Origin of the sequence: Companilactobacillus sp. FL22-1, from assembly GCF_043951805.1 — a bacterium.
GTDB lineage: Bacteria > Bacillota > Bacilli > Lactobacillales > Lactobacillaceae > Companilactobacillus.
Map to the genome: position 1 here is coordinate 24,685 of NZ_JBINJY010000013.1, position 15,260 is coordinate 39,944.

Annotated in this window: 20 protein-coding genes and 2 pseudogenes; 10 read left to right on the top strand and 12 right to left on the bottom strand. The window is 36.2% G+C overall.

Translation table 11 applies throughout. The features are described 5' to 3' along the window. Window positions 1-324: 324 nt before the first annotated feature. The 4 genes and pseudogenes from ACG72T_RS11060 to ACG72T_RS11075 all read right to left on the bottom strand — a co-directional run. On the bottom strand, window positions 325-1,254 hold the full coding sequence (locus ACG72T_RS11060) for a replication initiation protein (protein ID WP_395266239.1): 930 nt from the start codon (window positions 1,252-1,254) through the stop codon (window positions 325-327). A 708-nt stretch (window positions 1,255-1,962) separates the two neighbouring features. After that, window positions 1,963-2,175, bottom strand: a complete 213-nt coding sequence (locus ACG72T_RS11065; protein WP_395266241.1) for a hypothetical protein — start codon at window positions 2,173-2,175, stop codon at window positions 1,963-1,965. Beyond that, the gene (locus tag ACG72T_RS11070; protein WP_395266243.1) at window positions 2,175-2,267 is read right to left on the bottom strand and encodes a TRASH domain-containing protein; all 93 of its coding nucleotides are present in this window, start codon (window positions 2,265-2,267) and stop codon (window positions 2,175-2,177) included. Before ACG72T_RS11070 ends, ACG72T_RS11065 begins: the two co-directional genes overlap by 1 nt. 289 nt (window positions 2,268-2,556) lie before the next feature. Continuing rightward, window positions 2,557-3,216, bottom strand: a pseudogene (locus ACG72T_RS11075) (replication initiation protein); the annotation flags it as partial. Between the two features lie 156 nt (window positions 3,217-3,372). Here ACG72T_RS11075 and ACG72T_RS11080 point away from each other — a divergent pair. From ACG72T_RS11080 to ACG72T_RS11095, 4 genes are read left to right on the top strand one after another with little or no spacing between them, the layout of a single operon-like run. Next, the gene (locus ACG72T_RS11080; protein WP_395266245.1) at window positions 3,373-3,867 is read left to right on the top strand and encodes a MerR family transcriptional regulator; all 495 of its coding nucleotides are present in this window, start codon (window positions 3,373-3,375) and stop codon (window positions 3,865-3,867) included. Between the two features lie 12 nt (window positions 3,868-3,879). After that, complete coding sequence (locus ACG72T_RS11085) at window positions 3,880-4,923, top strand: adenine-specific methyltransferase EcoRI family protein (RefSeq protein WP_395266247.1); 1,044 nt, start codon at window positions 3,880-3,882, stop codon at window positions 4,921-4,923. After that, the gene (locus ACG72T_RS11090; protein ID WP_395266249.1) at window positions 4,923-5,897 is read left to right on the top strand and encodes a DUF262 domain-containing protein; all 975 of its coding nucleotides are present in this window, start codon (window positions 4,923-4,925) and stop codon (window positions 5,895-5,897) included. Before ACG72T_RS11085 ends, ACG72T_RS11090 begins: the two co-directional genes overlap by 1 nt. 12 nt (window positions 5,898-5,909) lie before the next feature. Further along, window positions 5,910-6,059 (top strand): HNH endonuclease, encoded by a 150-nt coding sequence (locus ACG72T_RS11095; protein WP_395266251.1) that lies wholly within the window; start codon window positions 5,910-5,912, stop codon window positions 6,057-6,059. A 95-nt stretch (window positions 6,060-6,154) separates the two neighbouring features. On the opposite strand, the gene ACG72T_RS11100 is transcribed toward ACG72T_RS11095, so the two are convergent. After that, the gene (locus tag ACG72T_RS11100; RefSeq protein WP_395266253.1) at window positions 6,155-6,742 is read right to left on the bottom strand and encodes a site-specific integrase; all 588 of its coding nucleotides are present in this window, start codon (window positions 6,740-6,742) and stop codon (window positions 6,155-6,157) included. A gap of 103 nt (window positions 6,743-6,845) precedes the next feature. Here ACG72T_RS11100 and ACG72T_RS11105 point away from each other — a divergent pair, with 103 nt between their 5' ends. Continuing rightward, on the top strand, window positions 6,846-7,124 hold the full coding sequence (locus ACG72T_RS11105) for a plasmid mobilization protein (protein WP_003625288.1): 279 nt from the start codon (window positions 6,846-6,848) through the stop codon (window positions 7,122-7,124). After that, the gene (locus tag ACG72T_RS11110; RefSeq protein WP_005917927.1) at window positions 7,114-7,416 is read left to right on the top strand and encodes a type II toxin-antitoxin system YafQ family toxin; all 303 of its coding nucleotides are present in this window, start codon (window positions 7,114-7,116) and stop codon (window positions 7,414-7,416) included. The genes ACG72T_RS11105 and ACG72T_RS11110 overlap by 11 nt, the downstream gene beginning before the upstream one ends. 156 nt (window positions 7,417-7,572) lie before the next feature. On the opposite strand, the gene ACG72T_RS11115 is transcribed toward ACG72T_RS11110, so the two are convergent. Continuing rightward, window positions 7,573-7,887, bottom strand: coding sequence for a hypothetical protein (locus ACG72T_RS11115; RefSeq protein WP_395266235.1), 315 nt, complete (start codon window positions 7,885-7,887; stop codon window positions 7,573-7,575). Window positions 7,888-7,903: 16 nt separating this feature from the next. Between ACG72T_RS11115 and ACG72T_RS11120 the strand changes: the two genes are divergently transcribed. Continuing rightward, window positions 7,904-8,284 carry a DUF4430 domain-containing protein gene (locus ACG72T_RS11120; protein ID WP_125765019.1) on the top strand — a complete coding sequence of 127 codons (381 nt, stop codon included), beginning with the start codon at window positions 7,904-7,906 and terminating at the stop codon, window positions 8,282-8,284. A gap of 343 nt (window positions 8,285-8,627) precedes the next feature. On the opposite strand, the gene ACG72T_RS11125 is transcribed toward ACG72T_RS11120, so the two are convergent. The 6 genes and pseudogenes from ACG72T_RS11125 to ACG72T_RS11150 form a co-directional block, all read right to left on the bottom strand. Then, window positions 8,628-8,966, bottom strand: a complete 339-nt coding sequence (locus ACG72T_RS11125; protein ID WP_288646975.1) for a hypothetical protein — start codon at window positions 8,964-8,966, stop codon at window positions 8,628-8,630. Next, window positions 8,902-9,231, bottom strand: coding sequence for a DUF536 domain-containing protein (locus ACG72T_RS11130; protein ID WP_395266238.1), 330 nt, complete (start codon window positions 9,229-9,231; stop codon window positions 8,902-8,904). Before ACG72T_RS11130 ends, ACG72T_RS11125 begins: the two co-directional genes overlap by 65 nt. Before the next feature lie 446 nt (window positions 9,232-9,677). Further along, entirely contained in the window at window positions 9,678-10,607 is a 930-nt protein-coding gene (locus ACG72T_RS11135) for a replication initiation protein (RefSeq protein WP_395266239.1), read from the bottom strand. Window positions 10,608-11,315: 708 nt separating this feature from the next. Continuing rightward, window positions 11,316-11,528 (bottom strand): hypothetical protein, encoded by a 213-nt coding sequence (locus ACG72T_RS11140; RefSeq protein WP_395266241.1) that lies wholly within the window; start codon window positions 11,526-11,528, stop codon window positions 11,316-11,318. Then, the gene (locus ACG72T_RS11145) at window positions 11,528-11,620 is read right to left on the bottom strand and encodes a TRASH domain-containing protein (RefSeq protein ID WP_395266243.1); all 93 of its coding nucleotides are present in this window, start codon (window positions 11,618-11,620) and stop codon (window positions 11,528-11,530) included. Before ACG72T_RS11145 ends, ACG72T_RS11140 begins: the two co-directional genes overlap by 1 nt. Before the next feature lie 289 nt (window positions 11,621-11,909). Further along, window positions 11,910-12,569, bottom strand: a pseudogene (locus tag ACG72T_RS11150) (replication initiation protein); the annotation flags it as partial. A 156-nt stretch (window positions 12,570-12,725) separates the two neighbouring features. Here ACG72T_RS11150 and ACG72T_RS11155 point away from each other — a divergent pair. The 3 genes from ACG72T_RS11155 to ACG72T_RS11165 are packed head-to-tail and all read left to right on the top strand — an operon-like array spanning window position 12,726 to window position 15,250. Beyond that, complete coding sequence (locus tag ACG72T_RS11155; protein WP_395266245.1) at window positions 12,726-13,220, top strand: MerR family transcriptional regulator; 495 nt, start codon at window positions 12,726-12,728, stop codon at window positions 13,218-13,220. 12 nt (window positions 13,221-13,232) lie between these two features. Then, a complete protein-coding gene (locus ACG72T_RS11160) occupies window positions 13,233-14,276 on the top strand; it encodes an adenine-specific methyltransferase EcoRI family protein (protein WP_395266247.1) in 1,044 nt (347 codons plus the stop codon). After that, window positions 14,276-15,250: a DUF262 domain-containing protein gene (locus ACG72T_RS11165; RefSeq protein ID WP_395266249.1), complete on the top strand. Its 975-nt coding sequence runs from the start codon at window positions 14,276-14,278 to the stop codon at window positions 15,248-15,250. Before ACG72T_RS11160 ends, ACG72T_RS11165 begins: the two co-directional genes overlap by 1 nt. Window positions 15,251-15,260 lie beyond the last annotated feature (10 nt).

Sequence of the window (15,260 nt, forward strand, 5' to 3'; positions counted from 1 at the left end):
TTTTGACAATTTAAATTCTTCTGAAAGTTGCCGAATAGTCTTGCCCAATAGTTTCACCGCCTAATTAATCCGCCTTAAATTATAAGTTAAAAACGACAAGAAAACCAATCGACAACCAAAACTTAAACTTGGTTGTCGATTGGTTTTCTTTAGGTATCAATCTTCAAGCTAAACTATAATCGATTTGGTTCTGGTTGTTGCCACCAATGAATGTTGCTTTAACAACAAATATCCCGAATTAACAACAACTAAAGTTTGCATCTAGTTTTTTCCCTAATGGCTTGTTTTGATACACCAAACTCATCAGCAAGTTCTCTAATAGTTTTAGGCATGATTTCCAAACTCCTTTCGGAGTTCAGCAAGTGCTTCTTTTCTTGCTTGATCTCTTATTTTTTTATCATGTTCGGCTTGTTTGACAGCCAATGCTTGCTTTTCAGTAGAGCCTAAAGTTAACCCCTTAACTTTATCAATGGCACTCCATTTTTCCTGTTCTGTTAATTCGCCATTATGCTGAATATTAAAGAGTTTTTGACGTTCATCTTGAAATTGACCTTGTGAGAAGTCGTTAGCGTCTTTCTTTTCGGGTTTCCAGGTAAACGAATAGCCAATAACAGGCTTTCCTCGCCCTTTACCGTATTTCTTTCGGACAGTTAGCCCACAAAATAGGGGGGTAAGTTCTTCTTTGATTGGTTTTATCACTTTTTTGTTAATGTCGCCTTGCCGATAAGTTTTTGGAATATCAAGTAACTCATCAAAATCTGCTTTGGAAAAGTAAGCGTACCCAGTAGTTCTAAATTGTTTTAGTAACCGAAACATTGTTTTTGCGTAACTACTTTTTAAATCTCTAAACTCTGCCAACGCATAACGAACCCAACTTTCTAAATCGTTTAGTAAGTGTAAGGCTTTAGGATAAACTCGGATATCAACGTAAGGTATTTCAGCTTCGCCTTTAATTTCAAATTCGGTAAACATAACAAAAAATTCTCGATTTAAGCCACTTTTACTTCGTCTACCAAAATGTAATCCCATCATTTTTTCATAAGTTCTCTGAATGTCATCTTCAAAACGGTTATTTGCAGTAGGTTTATAAGCACTTAACTCTTTTAATTGATCAAAAGTAAAACGAACGGTCTGATCTCCCTTATCACGCATACGAGAAATAATCGAAAAAAATAAATTCATTTCAACTGGAGTAAATTTTCGAAGTGGAATGGTATTTAACTCTGGATCATATTTAACTAGTTCGTTGCTCAAAAAACCACCTCCTAAATTAGAGGCTACCATATCAAGGCCGGAGCCTCAAGACGGGACCCCCATAAACAGACAATTGGACCCCCATAAACAGACAATTGGACCCCTATAAACAGACAATTGGACCCCCATAAACAGACAATTGGACCCCCAAACATTTGTGAAACGCTTGGGAGAGTAAAGTGGAACATGCCCTTAAAAGAGGTTTAAAAGAGGTTTATAAAAGAGGTTTAAAAGAGGCACTACTGTACGAGGGCAAAATCTAAAACAAAAACACAAAGGAGTGAGCCAAAAAACAGGCTCACATTAAACTCCAGTCGCTATGCTCCTTGCGCCTCACTTTGTTCGTTGCCTAAAAGGTGTGGCAAGCCACATTCATTCGGGCGCTGACGCCCCGAACCCCGTCCAAGCTGAGCCAGCTTGACCGCTTTTTCACTCGCCGTTAGGCAGGAAAGCAAAGTTTTATAGAAACTTTGGCTTTCGCCAATTCAGTGTTAAGACTGGTTAAGAGCTGTCAATTCCTTATGCTCCCACGCTTTGCTCGTCCGCTACCATTGACAGCAAACAGTTAGTTTTTCTGAATCTTAACAAGACTTTAACTGCTATATTCGTTTTTAAGGGCCTTATTTCTCGTTTCTAGCGGTTTTAAGAATGTTTATATACATTTATACCAAAGGAAAAATAAAAAGCCCTCAGCAGGCTATTAGAGGGCTAAATAACGAAGCCAGGACGATTAATAATATCTTCTTGTCTTTTTTGCAAAATATAAGTGTATAAGGAATCATACAAATTCCTTTTGATCTCGTCAGGTTCATTGACAGAAGCTTCAAACAATTCTTGAATATCAACTTGCCAAGGATCAGCAAGCATTTCATCAATTGGTGTTAATACTTTCTTTTCGTCCATCTTGATTACTCCTAACATCAAAATAATGATTTCAGTTTAGATACACAGTTCTTACAGTTAGTTATTAAAATTTTGTTGCTAAGTTTATAAAGAATCTCTGTAAAAGACAATTAAAAAATTCGAATTGGAAATAGCGGAATCTGTAATAGTTTTTAAGTATTTAAAGCATAGCAAATTTAGTTGATTTGGACGCATATATTGAATTAAAAATGTATTCAATTCAATAACGGAAAACCTGATTTAATAGCTATCAGCAGACCGAGTGAAATGAGGTCAATGTGCACTTACACATAGAATTTATTCTATGTTGTGCTAGACCCATTAAAAACCTGCATCAGAAGTCGCCGTTGGTGACAACAAATAAAAAAAGAGGAAAACCAATTAGTTTTCCTCTTGGATCTATAAATGTCTATTAAGCCTTTGCAATAAGTCTTGCCGTATTTTAGTTTCACTTAATTCTCGTTTTTCCTGCATATTTACTTGTTCTGAGGTCCCTAGGGGAACATCTTTAACTTTATCTATTGCTCTCCACTTTTCTCGTTCTGATAGCTCGGAATTATGCTCAATATTAAAGAGTTTAGTTTGTAATCGTTGTTTGCTGCTTATGTGAATATTTTCAGCATCTTTTGGCTCAGCTTTCCAAGTAAAAGTAAAGCCAATAACAGGCTTGCCACGACTTTTACCGTATTTTTTACGGATAGTTAATGCACGGAATAAGGGTGTTAACTCTTCTCTAAGGGGACTAAGGACGCGTTGCTCTAGAGTACCTTGATTATAGCTCTTGGTTATATCCAATAATTCATTGAAATCAGCAACAGTGAAATAAGCATATCCCGTTGTACGGTATTGTTTAAGCAAGCGGAACCTTGTTTTCGAATAGCTACTCTTTAACCCTCGGAACTCTGCTAGAGCATAACGTACCCATCGTTCAAGGTTATTTAGTAATGGGAGAGCATCCTTATAGATTTCTACCTCAACATATGGACAATCAGCATCACCGTTTATTTTAAACTTGGTAAACATGACGAATCTCTCTACGCTTAACCCCGTTTTACTTCTGGGATAGTAGGGCTAAGGACCTCACTAAAAGAGGTTATAAAAGAGGCTGTTCAACCATCTGCTAATTCATCTAATGCGCAATCTGATAAATCTAAAGATCATGGTGACGATTTAACCCTCTAATGTAGTAGAATTAACGCGAGAGGTCAGAAAGGCATGGGACAAAGTAAAAGGAAAGACTACACAATATCAGACATAGCAAGGATTTCTGATGTTACTGTGGCGTCTGTTAGCAAGTATATTAAAAGAAATGAGTTAAAACCGGTAAGGCTGGGGAAAAACAACTCTAAATACTTTGATAGCAGTGTTTTAGACGAAATCAGGTCTTACTACCAACGTAAGAGCGAAAAACAGCAAGAAGCTAGTTCTGAACACCGTCCGGCCACTAAAGATGATGTGATTGATGAGCTTCGGGCTCGTGTTCGCGACCTGCAGACTACCAATGAGCTGCTACGTAATGAGTTAAAGGTTAAAAATGACCAGATTGCAGATGCCATTCGGCTAGCCGATCAGGCCCAACAGTTGGACTTAACTACTCATAATCAACAAGTCTTGCCAGAACCAGAAGTTAAGACACCGGAAGTAAAAGATAAGTCGGAACATGATGATGAAAAGAAAACCAAAAAGTTTAAACTTTGGCCGTTTAGATGAGGAGTGATAGCTATGGCAACTAATGAACGATTGAACAAAGCTGCAAAGGCAAAAAAAGATGAATTTTATACCTCTTATGATGATATTCAATCAGAAATTAATAATTTTGAAGATGGATTTGCTGGCAAAACTGTTTTATGTAATTGCGATGATCCGTTTGAAAGTAATTTTTCAAAGTTCTTTCTTCGCAACTTTAACTATTTGAAGTTAAAACGGCTTATATGTACTTCATATGCTGGAAGTCCAGTAGTTGGAACACAAATGTCATTGTTCGACGATTACAATGAACCAGTTGAAAGCGATCGTGGTTATGTGTTGGATATATCGAGTGTTCCTATGGCAAATGGTCGTGGAGTTAGTGATGACGATATTAATACGCTTTTACATGAACGTGGAATAGTCAAACGACTAAAGGGCGATGGTGATTATCGTTCTGATGAATGCTTGAATTATTTGAAGCAAGCAGATGTGGTAGTAACAAATCCGCCATTCTCAAAATTTAGAGAATTTGTGAAAACGCTGTTTGAATATAATAAGCAATTTTTGATTATTGGCAATCAGAATGCAATTACTTATAAAGAAATTTTTCCATTGATTAAGGATAATAAAATGTGGCTTGGGAAGCCATTTAAAGGTAACGTTGGATTCTTTAAGAGCCTATATGAAGATGTGGCCACTGCTTCACAGCATAAAGAAGGACTAATCAGAGTATCTGGTGTTATGTGGTATACAAATCTTGATTATGCTCGTCGGCATGAACCAATGATTTTGTATAAAAAGTATAATCCTGATGAGTATCCTAAATATGATAATTATGATGCTATTAATATAAGCAAAACTGCTGAAATTCCGTTGGATTATGATGGTGTTATGGGAATTCCAATAACAGGTATGCTTAAATATACTCCTGAACAGTTTGAAATTATTGGTTGCACTGAAAGCGAAGGAAATGGATTATCGAATGGGCTTTGGAATTCTAAATCAGGCGTCAAACAAGCGACAATTAATGGTAAACGTATTTACAAGCGTATTTTTATTAAGAAGGTGGAGAAGTAATGGAGATTGAACTAAAACAGGTGCCCGTTAAAAATGTTTTTGATGGGTATAAAGATATGGATGAAGCTGGTGTTGTCGGATATCAAGGACAACTAAACATACGTCCTCCGTATCAAAGAAATTTTGTTTATGATCTGCCAGAAGAAAAAGCTGTTATTAATACGGCTTTGCGTGGCTTCCCATTAAATGTTATGTATTGGGTAATTGATGATGATGAACATTATGAAGTGCTCGATGGCCAACAACGTACATTGTCAATTATGCGATTCTTGGACCATAAGTTTCCAATTGAATGGGACGGTCAAACTATGTATGTAGATGCTTTACCAAATGATCTATATGATCGTTTGATGAATTATCAATTGATGGTTTACTGGTGCAAAGGTACGGATTCCGAAAAGCTATCATGGTTTAAAACGGTAAATATTGCTGGAAAGAAATTGACAAGTCAAGAGCTGCGTAATATTGCATACGTTGGGCCGTGGCTATCAGATGCCAAGAGACATTTTAGTAAGCGAGGCTGTGTTGCTGCAAAAGTGAGTGACCACTATGTAAAGGGTGATCCTAATCGGCAAGAATTGTTGGAGAAGGCGTTGCTTTGGATTGCTGATGCTAAAGATACTACTATTGAGGAATATATGGATGAACACAAGTCAGATGACGATGCAAATGAATTGTGGCAGTATTGGCAGAAAATCATGGACTGGATTCGAATGACTTTCCCTCAAGTCTACAAAGAAATGAATGGCCTTGATTGGGGAACTCTGTATAACAAATACCATTCTAATGACTACAATTCATCTAAGATTGATGCGGATATTCAAAAGCTGATTGATGATGATGAAATCAAGAAAAAGAAAGGCATTTGGCAATACAAGCTAGCCGTTAATGCCAATGAAGCAGGAGCCACAAAGTATCTTAATTTACGTGGTTTTCCAAAAGACATGATGCGAAAGAAATACAAGGAGCAATAAGGCCACTGCCCAATGTGTCTTGAAGAAGGCAATGATAAAGTGTACCAATTATCTGAAATGGAAGGTGACCACATTACACCTTGGTCTGAAGGCGGTCGTACTGAAGAAGATAATTTACAGATGCTTTGTAAGCGACACAATCGAATGAAAAGCAACCATTAGTGCGCACTTATACTCCGCTAAAAATTAGTGGAGGTTTTGTGCTTAAAATCTGTCTCAGAAGTTGCCTTCGGCAACAACTAAAAATCCAAATAAAACTAACCAAAATCAATTTGATCTAACATAGTTTCGGTACTGGCTTGGTCTAAGCCTAAATAAGCTAAAGTCATGGCTTCACTTGAATGATTTAATAAGTGCATGACTAAGCCAATATTGTAATTGGATTGCGTATAAACGCGATAAGCCCCAGTTTTGCGCATAGTGTGGGTACCAAGGTAATTAATTCCTAATAGATCGCCAACCTTACTCATAATTTTGTAGAACTGTTTTTCAGTAATATGGCGTTCTGGGTGTTGAATTGAAGGAAAGAGCCATTCAGAATCCAGCTTATGATCGAGCAGCCATTGACGATACAATAAAAGCTCTGTTTGAACTGGTTTAAGGTACAAGGTATTCGGTTTACCAGTTTTTCGGTCATGAATAAACGCATTTTGTTTAATAGAACCGTCCGGATTAAAAATATCGTCCTGTTTTAAGCCCATAACGTCACTCACTCGCAGTAGCGTCGCTTTACCAACTTGAAAAATCGTATAGTTACGTCGGCCAGCTTTAAAGTTATTGAGTAACGTATCTTGAACCTCTTTAAGAACGTTTGAATCTTTGATGGGTAAGACAACTTGTCGCATAAGCTGTTAGTTCCTTTACTTTAAAATTAATTTAGTTGCAGAAAACCTAAAAATCGAATATTATAATGTAGTACGATGGTAAACTTAAAGGAGGCGGATTAGAATGAGTAATACTATTATTAAAAACAAGACAATTTCAACTCGTGTAACACCTGACATTAGTGAACGGGCTAAAGCTAATCTAGCAAAACAAGGGCTAACCGTTTCTGAGTATATACGCTTATCGTTAGTTAAAGCGGCCAATAATGAAGTTCGATTAGTCAGCTTTTTAGATTCTCCGGAAGCCTTAGCCGCTAAAAAAGAAGCAGAAACAGGGCAGGTCAAAAACATTGGTTCATTGACTGACTTTGAAGATTGGATCGATAAGTTAGATGCAAATTAAACAGACCAAATCTTTTGAACGTGAATTAAAAAAACTAGTCAAAAAACATTTCCCAATAACTGTCTTGAAGCCTTGTTTAGAAGCAATTGTTGAACAAGATGTACTTGTTTTGAAACAGATTAAAGATCATGCATTAAAAGGAAATTGGCGTGGATATCGTGAATTTCACCCTGCCAGATATGGAAACTATGGTAAAAATTATGACAACTGGATTGTTATTTATCAGCTAGATCATGATGAATTGATTTTGTTATTGGTTGCAACTGGCTCCCATGAAATCTTGAATCAATAGCTATAGTTTAGGGGCACTTATAAAAGAATAAATTAAAATAGCCCCCAATATCTATAATGTAGATATTGGGGGCTATTCTTTCAATGTTTTTGAGGGGTTATTTGATAGTTATAGACCCTATATATTCATAGCCCCTTTCTGTTTGGTGTTAAAGTATTAGTCATCGATGTCATGCACTATCTTGTTTAGCTCCGTTTTGATGGAACTGGGAATATTTTCTAAATTGAAATGATTATATATTTCTTTATCCTTAAGCATCCTTTTTTGTGCCTTATTTAATTTACACTCATTGTTACCCACTAACCATTCATCCTTTGTACGTATAAAGGGGTTCTGCGCACTTTCCTTTAACGCGTTTTGAACATCTTCATAAGGTAAATAAAATTCAATTGTAGATTTATTTAATTGAATGGTTTTTAAATTATTATTTTCGTCTGCCTTTTCTTTGTTATAATGAAAATCGTTGTACAAATCGAGGAGGAAAATAATGAAAAAGATTACAGCATTTTTATTGTCATTATTAATGTTACTAGGGGTATTCGCTCCAGCAACTGCAACAACCGTTCAAGCTAAGGCTTCCGAGAATATCAAAGCTACTTACACTTTGAAGAAGAACAAAAAGAAGATTGCCAAGAAAACTATCACATTGAAAAAGAATGCCACTGTTACTGATGGTCTTAAAAAAGGCTGGAAAGTTAACGACAAAGGCGGCTTTATCACAGCTATCGACGGTCACAAACAAAATAACAAGAAGAAAATTTACTGGACATTCACTGTTAATGGCAAACAAGTTAACGTTTCAGCTGACAAAAAGAAATTACACAACAAAGACAAAGTTGTTTTCAAATTATCAAAATATAACGGTTAATGATTAAATTAAAATATGAGATGAGGATAAATTCAATATCCTTATCTCATATTTTTTTGCATAAATAAGTAATTCTACAATCTACCTTTTTATTTAATTTTTAAGGATCAATACAACCACTTTTTTCACAAATCGGATAACCTAAATCCCAGATTAATATCATTTTTAACAAATCGATTAATTTAGTCGCTGTTAACGAAACGGCTATTATTGTATGAACAGCGAATGCCCATATAAAATCTGTTCTCGCCCTTCTGAACCTCTATTAATGCCACTATCCATAATAAGCATGCCTGTATAGAGCTCTTAATAATAAAGTCCAAACCACCAATAATCATAATTGTCAAAAAAATATTTTCACTCCATCTATTCTTAGGTTATCAAAGTAATCTTGATATTGTTTCTCATTTTTTCTAGGATATTTTTCAAGATCATTATTTTCCATAGTATTTTTCAACCCATATATCCACCATGAAGAATTAAATAATGCTGAAAATTCAACAGTAGGTTTGGGCTCGTGACTCAATTGGTTAAAATCATTTTGATATAAACGCCTTTTGTTTACAAATCCAAATATTTTTTCCTCTACAGATCCAGAGCCTTGCTGCCACTGATTGTCACCAAAAATGCCACCAACTATTATCGGTGTTGTTCTTAAATGTTTTCTTTTGTCTATTACCATATTCAGCAACTTTATTTTCATTTTGATTGTCGTTTTTATCCTTGATGTGACTGGTATTAGAACTATTCGTCAAGGTATCGTCCTTGTCGTTTAATTGTTGCTGATGAGTAGCACTAGAAGATTCAAACAAGCCACTCAGTTTCTGAACGTGTTCTTTTAATCGATGGTTCTCTGCAACCGTTGCTATCTGTAATTTTTGCTGCTGATCTAAGGCTTGTTGTAAATTTGCAATTTGTTGATCTTTAACATCAAGTTGCTTCAGCAAGATCTGATCAATATTTTTGTCCTTGCCGTTTTCAGCTTGTCTATTTCTAGATGGTTTTTAACTTTGTAAGTGTGTTTGCTTCGAAAGCCATTAATGCTATTAATACGTTGATTAATAGCTTGTTTTGACAATTTAAATTCTTCTGAAAGTTGCCGAATAGTCTTGCCCAATAGTTTCACCGCCTAATTAATCCGCCTTAAATTATAAGTTAAAAACGACAAGAAAACCAATCGACAACCAAAACTTAAACTTGGTTGTCGATTGGTTTTCTTTAGGTATCAATCTTCAAGCTAAACTATAATCGATTTGGTTCTGGTTGTTGCCACCAATGAATGTTGCTTTAACAACAAATATCCCGAATTAACAACAACTAAAGTTTGCATCTAGTTTTTTCCCTAATGGCTTGTTTTGATACACCAAACTCATCAGCAAGTTCTCTAATAGTTTTAGGCATGATTTCCAAACTCCTTTCGGAGTTCAGCAAGTGCTTCTTTTCTTGCTTGATCTCTTATTTTTTTATCATGTTCGGCTTGTTTGACAGCCAATGCTTGCTTTTCAGTAGAGCCTAAAGTTAACCCCTTAACTTTATCAATGGCACTCCATTTTTCCTGTTCTGTTAATTCGCCATTATGCTGAATATTAAAGAGTTTTTGACGTTCATCTTGAAATTGACCTTGTGAGAAGTCGTTAGCGTCTTTCTTTTCGGGTTTCCAGGTAAACGAATAGCCAATAACAGGCTTTCCTCGCCCTTTACCGTATTTCTTTCGGACAGTTAGCCCACAAAATAGGGGGGTAAGTTCTTCTTTGATTGGTTTTATCACTTTTTTGTTAATGTCGCCTTGCCGATAAGTTTTTGGAATATCAAGTAACTCATCAAAATCTGCTTTGGAAAAGTAAGCGTACCCAGTAGTTCTAAATTGTTTTAGTAACCGAAACATTGTTTTTGCGTAACTACTTTTTAAATCTCTAAACTCTGCCAACGCATAACGAACCCAACTTTCTAAATCGTTTAGTAAGTGTAAGGCTTTAGGATAAACTCGGATATCAACGTAAGGTATTTCAGCTTCGCCTTTAATTTCAAATTCGGTAAACATAACAAAAAATTCTCGATTTAAGCCACTTTTACTTCGTCTACCAAAATGTAATCCCATCATTTTTTCATAAGTTCTCTGAATGTCATCTTCAAAACGGTTATTTGCAGTAGGTTTATAAGCACTTAACTCTTTTAATTGATCAAAAGTAAAACGAACGGTCTGATCTCCCTTATCACGCATACGAGAAATAATCGAAAAAAATAAATTCATTTCAACTGGAGTAAATTTTCGAAGTGGAATGGTATTTAACTCTGGATCATATTTAACTAGTTCGTTGCTCAAAAAACCACCTCCTAAATTAGAGGCTACCATATCAAGGCCGGAGCCTCAAGACGGGACCCCCATAAACAGACAATTGGACCCCCATAAACAGACAATTGGACCCCTATAAACAGACAATTGGACCCCCATAAACAGACAATTGGACCCCCAAACATTTGTGAAACGCTTGGGAGAGTAAAGTGGAACATGCCCTTAAAAGAGGTTTAAAAGAGGTTTATAAAAGAGGTTTAAAAGAGGCACTACTGTACGAGGGCAAAATCTAAAACAAAAACACAAAGGAGTGAGCCAAAAAACAGGCTCACATTAAACTCCAGTCGCTATGCTCCTTGCGCCTCACTTTGTTCGTTGCCTAAAAGGTGTGGCAAGCCACATTCATTCGGGCGCTGACGCCCCGAACCCCGTCCAAGCTGAGCCAGCTTGACCGCTTTTTCACTCGCCGTTAGGCAGGAAAGCAAAGTTTTATAGAAACTTTGGCTTTCGCCAATTCAGTGTTAAGACTGGTTAAGAGCTGTCAATTCCTTATGCTCCCACGCTTTGCTCGTCCGCTACCATTGACAGCAAACAGTTAGTTTTTCTGAATCTTAACAAGACTTTAACTGCTATATTCGTTTTTAAGGGCCTTATTTCTCGTTTCTAGCGGTTTTAAGAATGTTTATATACATTTATACCAAAGGAAAAATAAAAAGCCCTCAGCAGGCTATTAGAGGGCTAAATAACGAAGCCAGGACGATTAATAATATCTTCTTGTCTTTTTTGCAAAATATAAGTGTATAAGGAATCATACAAATTCCTTTTGATCTCGTCAGGTTCATTGACAGAAGCTTCAAACAATTCTTGAATATCAACTTGCCAAGGATCAGCAAGCATTTCATCAATTGGTGTTAATACTTTCTTTTCGTCCATCTTGATTACTCCTAACATCAAAATAATGATTTCAGTTTAGATACACAGTTCTTACAGTTAGTTATTAAAATTTTGTTGCTAAGTTTATAAAGAATCTCTGTAAAAGACAATTAAAAAATTCGAATTGGAAATAGCGGAATCTGTAATAGTTTTTAAGTATTTAAAGCATAGCAAATTTAGTTGATTTGGACGCATATATTGAATTAAAAATGTATTCAATTCAATAACGGAAAACCTGATTTAATAGCTATCAGCAGACCGAGTGAAATGAGGTCAATGTGCACTTACACATAGAATTTATTCTATGTTGTGCTAGACCCATTAAAAACCTGCATCAGAAGTCGCCGTTGGTGACAACAAATAAAAAAAGAGGAAAACCAATTAGTTTTCCTCTTGGATCTATAAATGTCTATTAAGCCTTTGCAATAAGTCTTGCCGTATTTTAGTTTCACTTAATTCTCGTTTTTCCTGCATATTTACTTGTTCTGAGGTCCCTAGGGGAACATCTTTAACTTTATCTATTGCTCTCCACTTTTCTCGTTCTGATAGCTCGGAATTATGCTCAATATTAAAGAGTTTAGTTTGTAATCGTTGTTTGCTGCTTATGTGAATATTTTCAGCATCTTTTGGCTCAGCTTTCCAAGTAAAAGTAAAGCCAATAACAGGCTTGCCACGACTTTTACCGTATTTTTTACGGATAGTTAATGCACGGAATAAGGGTGTTAACTCTTCTCTAAGGGGACTAAGGACGCGTTGCTCTAGAGTACCTTGATTATAGCTCTTGGTTATATCCAATAATTCATTGAAATCAGCAACAGTGAAATAAGCATATCCCGTTGTACGGTATTGTTTAAGCAAGCGGAACCTTGTTTTCGAATAGCTACTCTTTAACCCTCGGAACTCTGCTAGAGCATAACGTACCCATCGTTCAAGGTTATTTAGTAATGGGAGAGCATCCTTATAGATTTCTACCTCAACATATGGACAATCAGCATCACCGTTTATTTTAAACTTGGTAAACATGACGAATCTCTCTACGCTTAACCCCGTTTTACTTCTGGGATAGTAGGGCTAAGGACCTCACTAAAAGAGGTTATAAAAGAGGCTGTTCAACCATCTGCTAATTCATCTAATGCGCAATCTGATAAATCTAAAGATCATGGTGACGATTTAACCCTCTAATGTAGTAGAATTAACGCGAGAGGTCAGAAAGGCATGGGACAAAGTAAAAGGAAAGACTACACAATATCAGACATAGCAAGGATTTCTGATGTTACTGTGGCGTCTGTTAGCAAGTATATTAAAAGAAATGAGTTAAAACCGGTAAGGCTGGGGAAAAACAACTCTAAATACTTTGATAGCAGTGTTTTAGACGAAATCAGGTCTTACTACCAACGTAAGAGCGAAAAACAGCAAGAAGCTAGTTCTGAACACCGTCCGGCCACTAAAGATGATGTGATTGATGAGCTTCGGGCTCGTGTTCGCGACCTGCAGACTACCAATGAGCTGCTACGTAATGAGTTAAAGGTTAAAAATGACCAGATTGCAGATGCCATTCGGCTAGCCGATCAGGCCCAACAGTTGGACTTAACTACTCATAATCAACAAGTCTTGCCAGAACCAGAAGTTAAGACACCGGAAGTAAAAGATAAGTCGGAACATGATGATGAAAAGAAAACCAAAAAGTTTAAACTTTGGCCGTTTAGATGAGGAGTGATAGCTATGGCAACTAATGAACGATTGAACAAAGCTGCAAAGGCAAAAAAAGATGAATTTTATACCTCTTATGATGATATTCAATCAGAAATTAATAATTTTGAAGATGGATTTGCTGGCAAAACTGTTTTATGTAATTGCGATGATCCGTTTGAAAGTAATTTTTCAAAGTTCTTTCTTCGCAACTTTAACTATTTGAAGTTAAAACGGCTTATATGTACTTCATATGCTGGAAGTCCAGTAGTTGGAACACAAATGTCATTGTTCGACGATTACAATGAACCAGTTGAAAGCGATCGTGGTTATGTGTTGGATATATCGAGTGTTCCTATGGCAAATGGTCGTGGAGTTAGTGATGACGATATTAATACGCTTTTACATGAACGTGGAATAGTCAAACGACTAAAGGGCGATGGTGATTATCGTTCTGATGAATGCTTGAATTATTTGAAGCAAGCAGATGTGGTAGTAACAAATCCGCCATTCTCAAAATTTAGAGAATTTGTGAAAACGCTGTTTGAATATAATAAGCAATTTTTGATTATTGGCAATCAGAATGCAATTACTTATAAAGAAATTTTTCCATTGATTAAGGATAATAAAATGTGGCTTGGGAAGCCATTTAAAGGTAACGTTGGATTCTTTAAGAGCCTATATGAAGATGTGGCCACTGCTTCACAGCATAAAGAAGGACTAATCAGAGTATCTGGTGTTATGTGGTATACAAATCTTGATTATGCTCGTCGGCATGAACCAATGATTTTGTATAAAAAGTATAATCCTGATGAGTATCCTAAATATGATAATTATGATGCTATTAATATAAGCAAAACTGCTGAAATTCCGTTGGATTATGATGGTGTTATGGGAATTCCAATAACAGGTATGCTTAAATATACTCCTGAACAGTTTGAAATTATTGGTTGCACTGAAAGCGAAGGAAATGGATTATCGAATGGGCTTTGGAATTCTAAATCAGGCGTCAAACAAGCGACAATTAATGGTAAACGTATTTACAAGCGTATTTTTATTAAGAAGGTGGAGAAGTAATGGAGATTGAACTAAAACAGGTGCCCGTTAAAAATGTTTTTGATGGGTATAAAGATATGGATGAAGCTGGTGTTGTCGGATATCAAGGACAACTAAACATACGTCCTCCGTATCAAAGAAATTTTGTTTATGATCTGCCAGAAGAAAAAGCTGTTATTAATACGGCTTTGCGTGGCTTCCCATTAAATGTTATGTATTGGGTAATTGATGATGATGAACATTATGAAGTGCTCGATGGCCAACAACGTACATTGTCAATTATGCGATTCTTGGACCATAAGTTTCCAATTGAATGGGACGGTCAAACTATGTATGTAGATGCTTTACCAAATGATCTATATGATCGTTTGATGAATTATCAATTGATGGTTTACTGGTGCAAAGGTACGGATTCCGAAAAGCTATCATGGTTTAAAACGGTAAATATTGCTGGAAAGAAATTGACAAGTCAAGAGCTGCGTAATATTGCATACGTTGGGCCGTGGCTATCAGATGCCAAGAGACATTTTAGTAAGCGAGGCTGTGTTGCTGCAAAAGTGAGTGACCACTATGTAAAGGGTGATCCTAATCGGCAAGAATTGTTGGAGAAGGCGTTGCTTTGGATTGCTGATGCTAAAGATACTACTATTGAGGAATATATGGATGAACACAAGTCAGATGACGATGCAAATGAATTGTGGCAGTATTGGCAGAAAATCATGGACTGGATTCGAATGACTTTCCCTCAAGTCTACAAAGAAATGAATGGCCTTGATTGGGGAACTCTGTATAACAAATACCATTCTAATGACTACAATTCATCTAAGATTGATGCGGATATTCAAAAGCTGATTGATGATGATGAAATCAAGAAAAAGAAAGGCATTTGGCAATACAAGCTAGCCGTTAATGCCAATGAAGCAGGAGCCACAAAGTATCTTAATTTACGTGGTTTTCCAAAAGACATGATGCGAAAGAAATACAAGGAGCAATAAGGCCACTGCC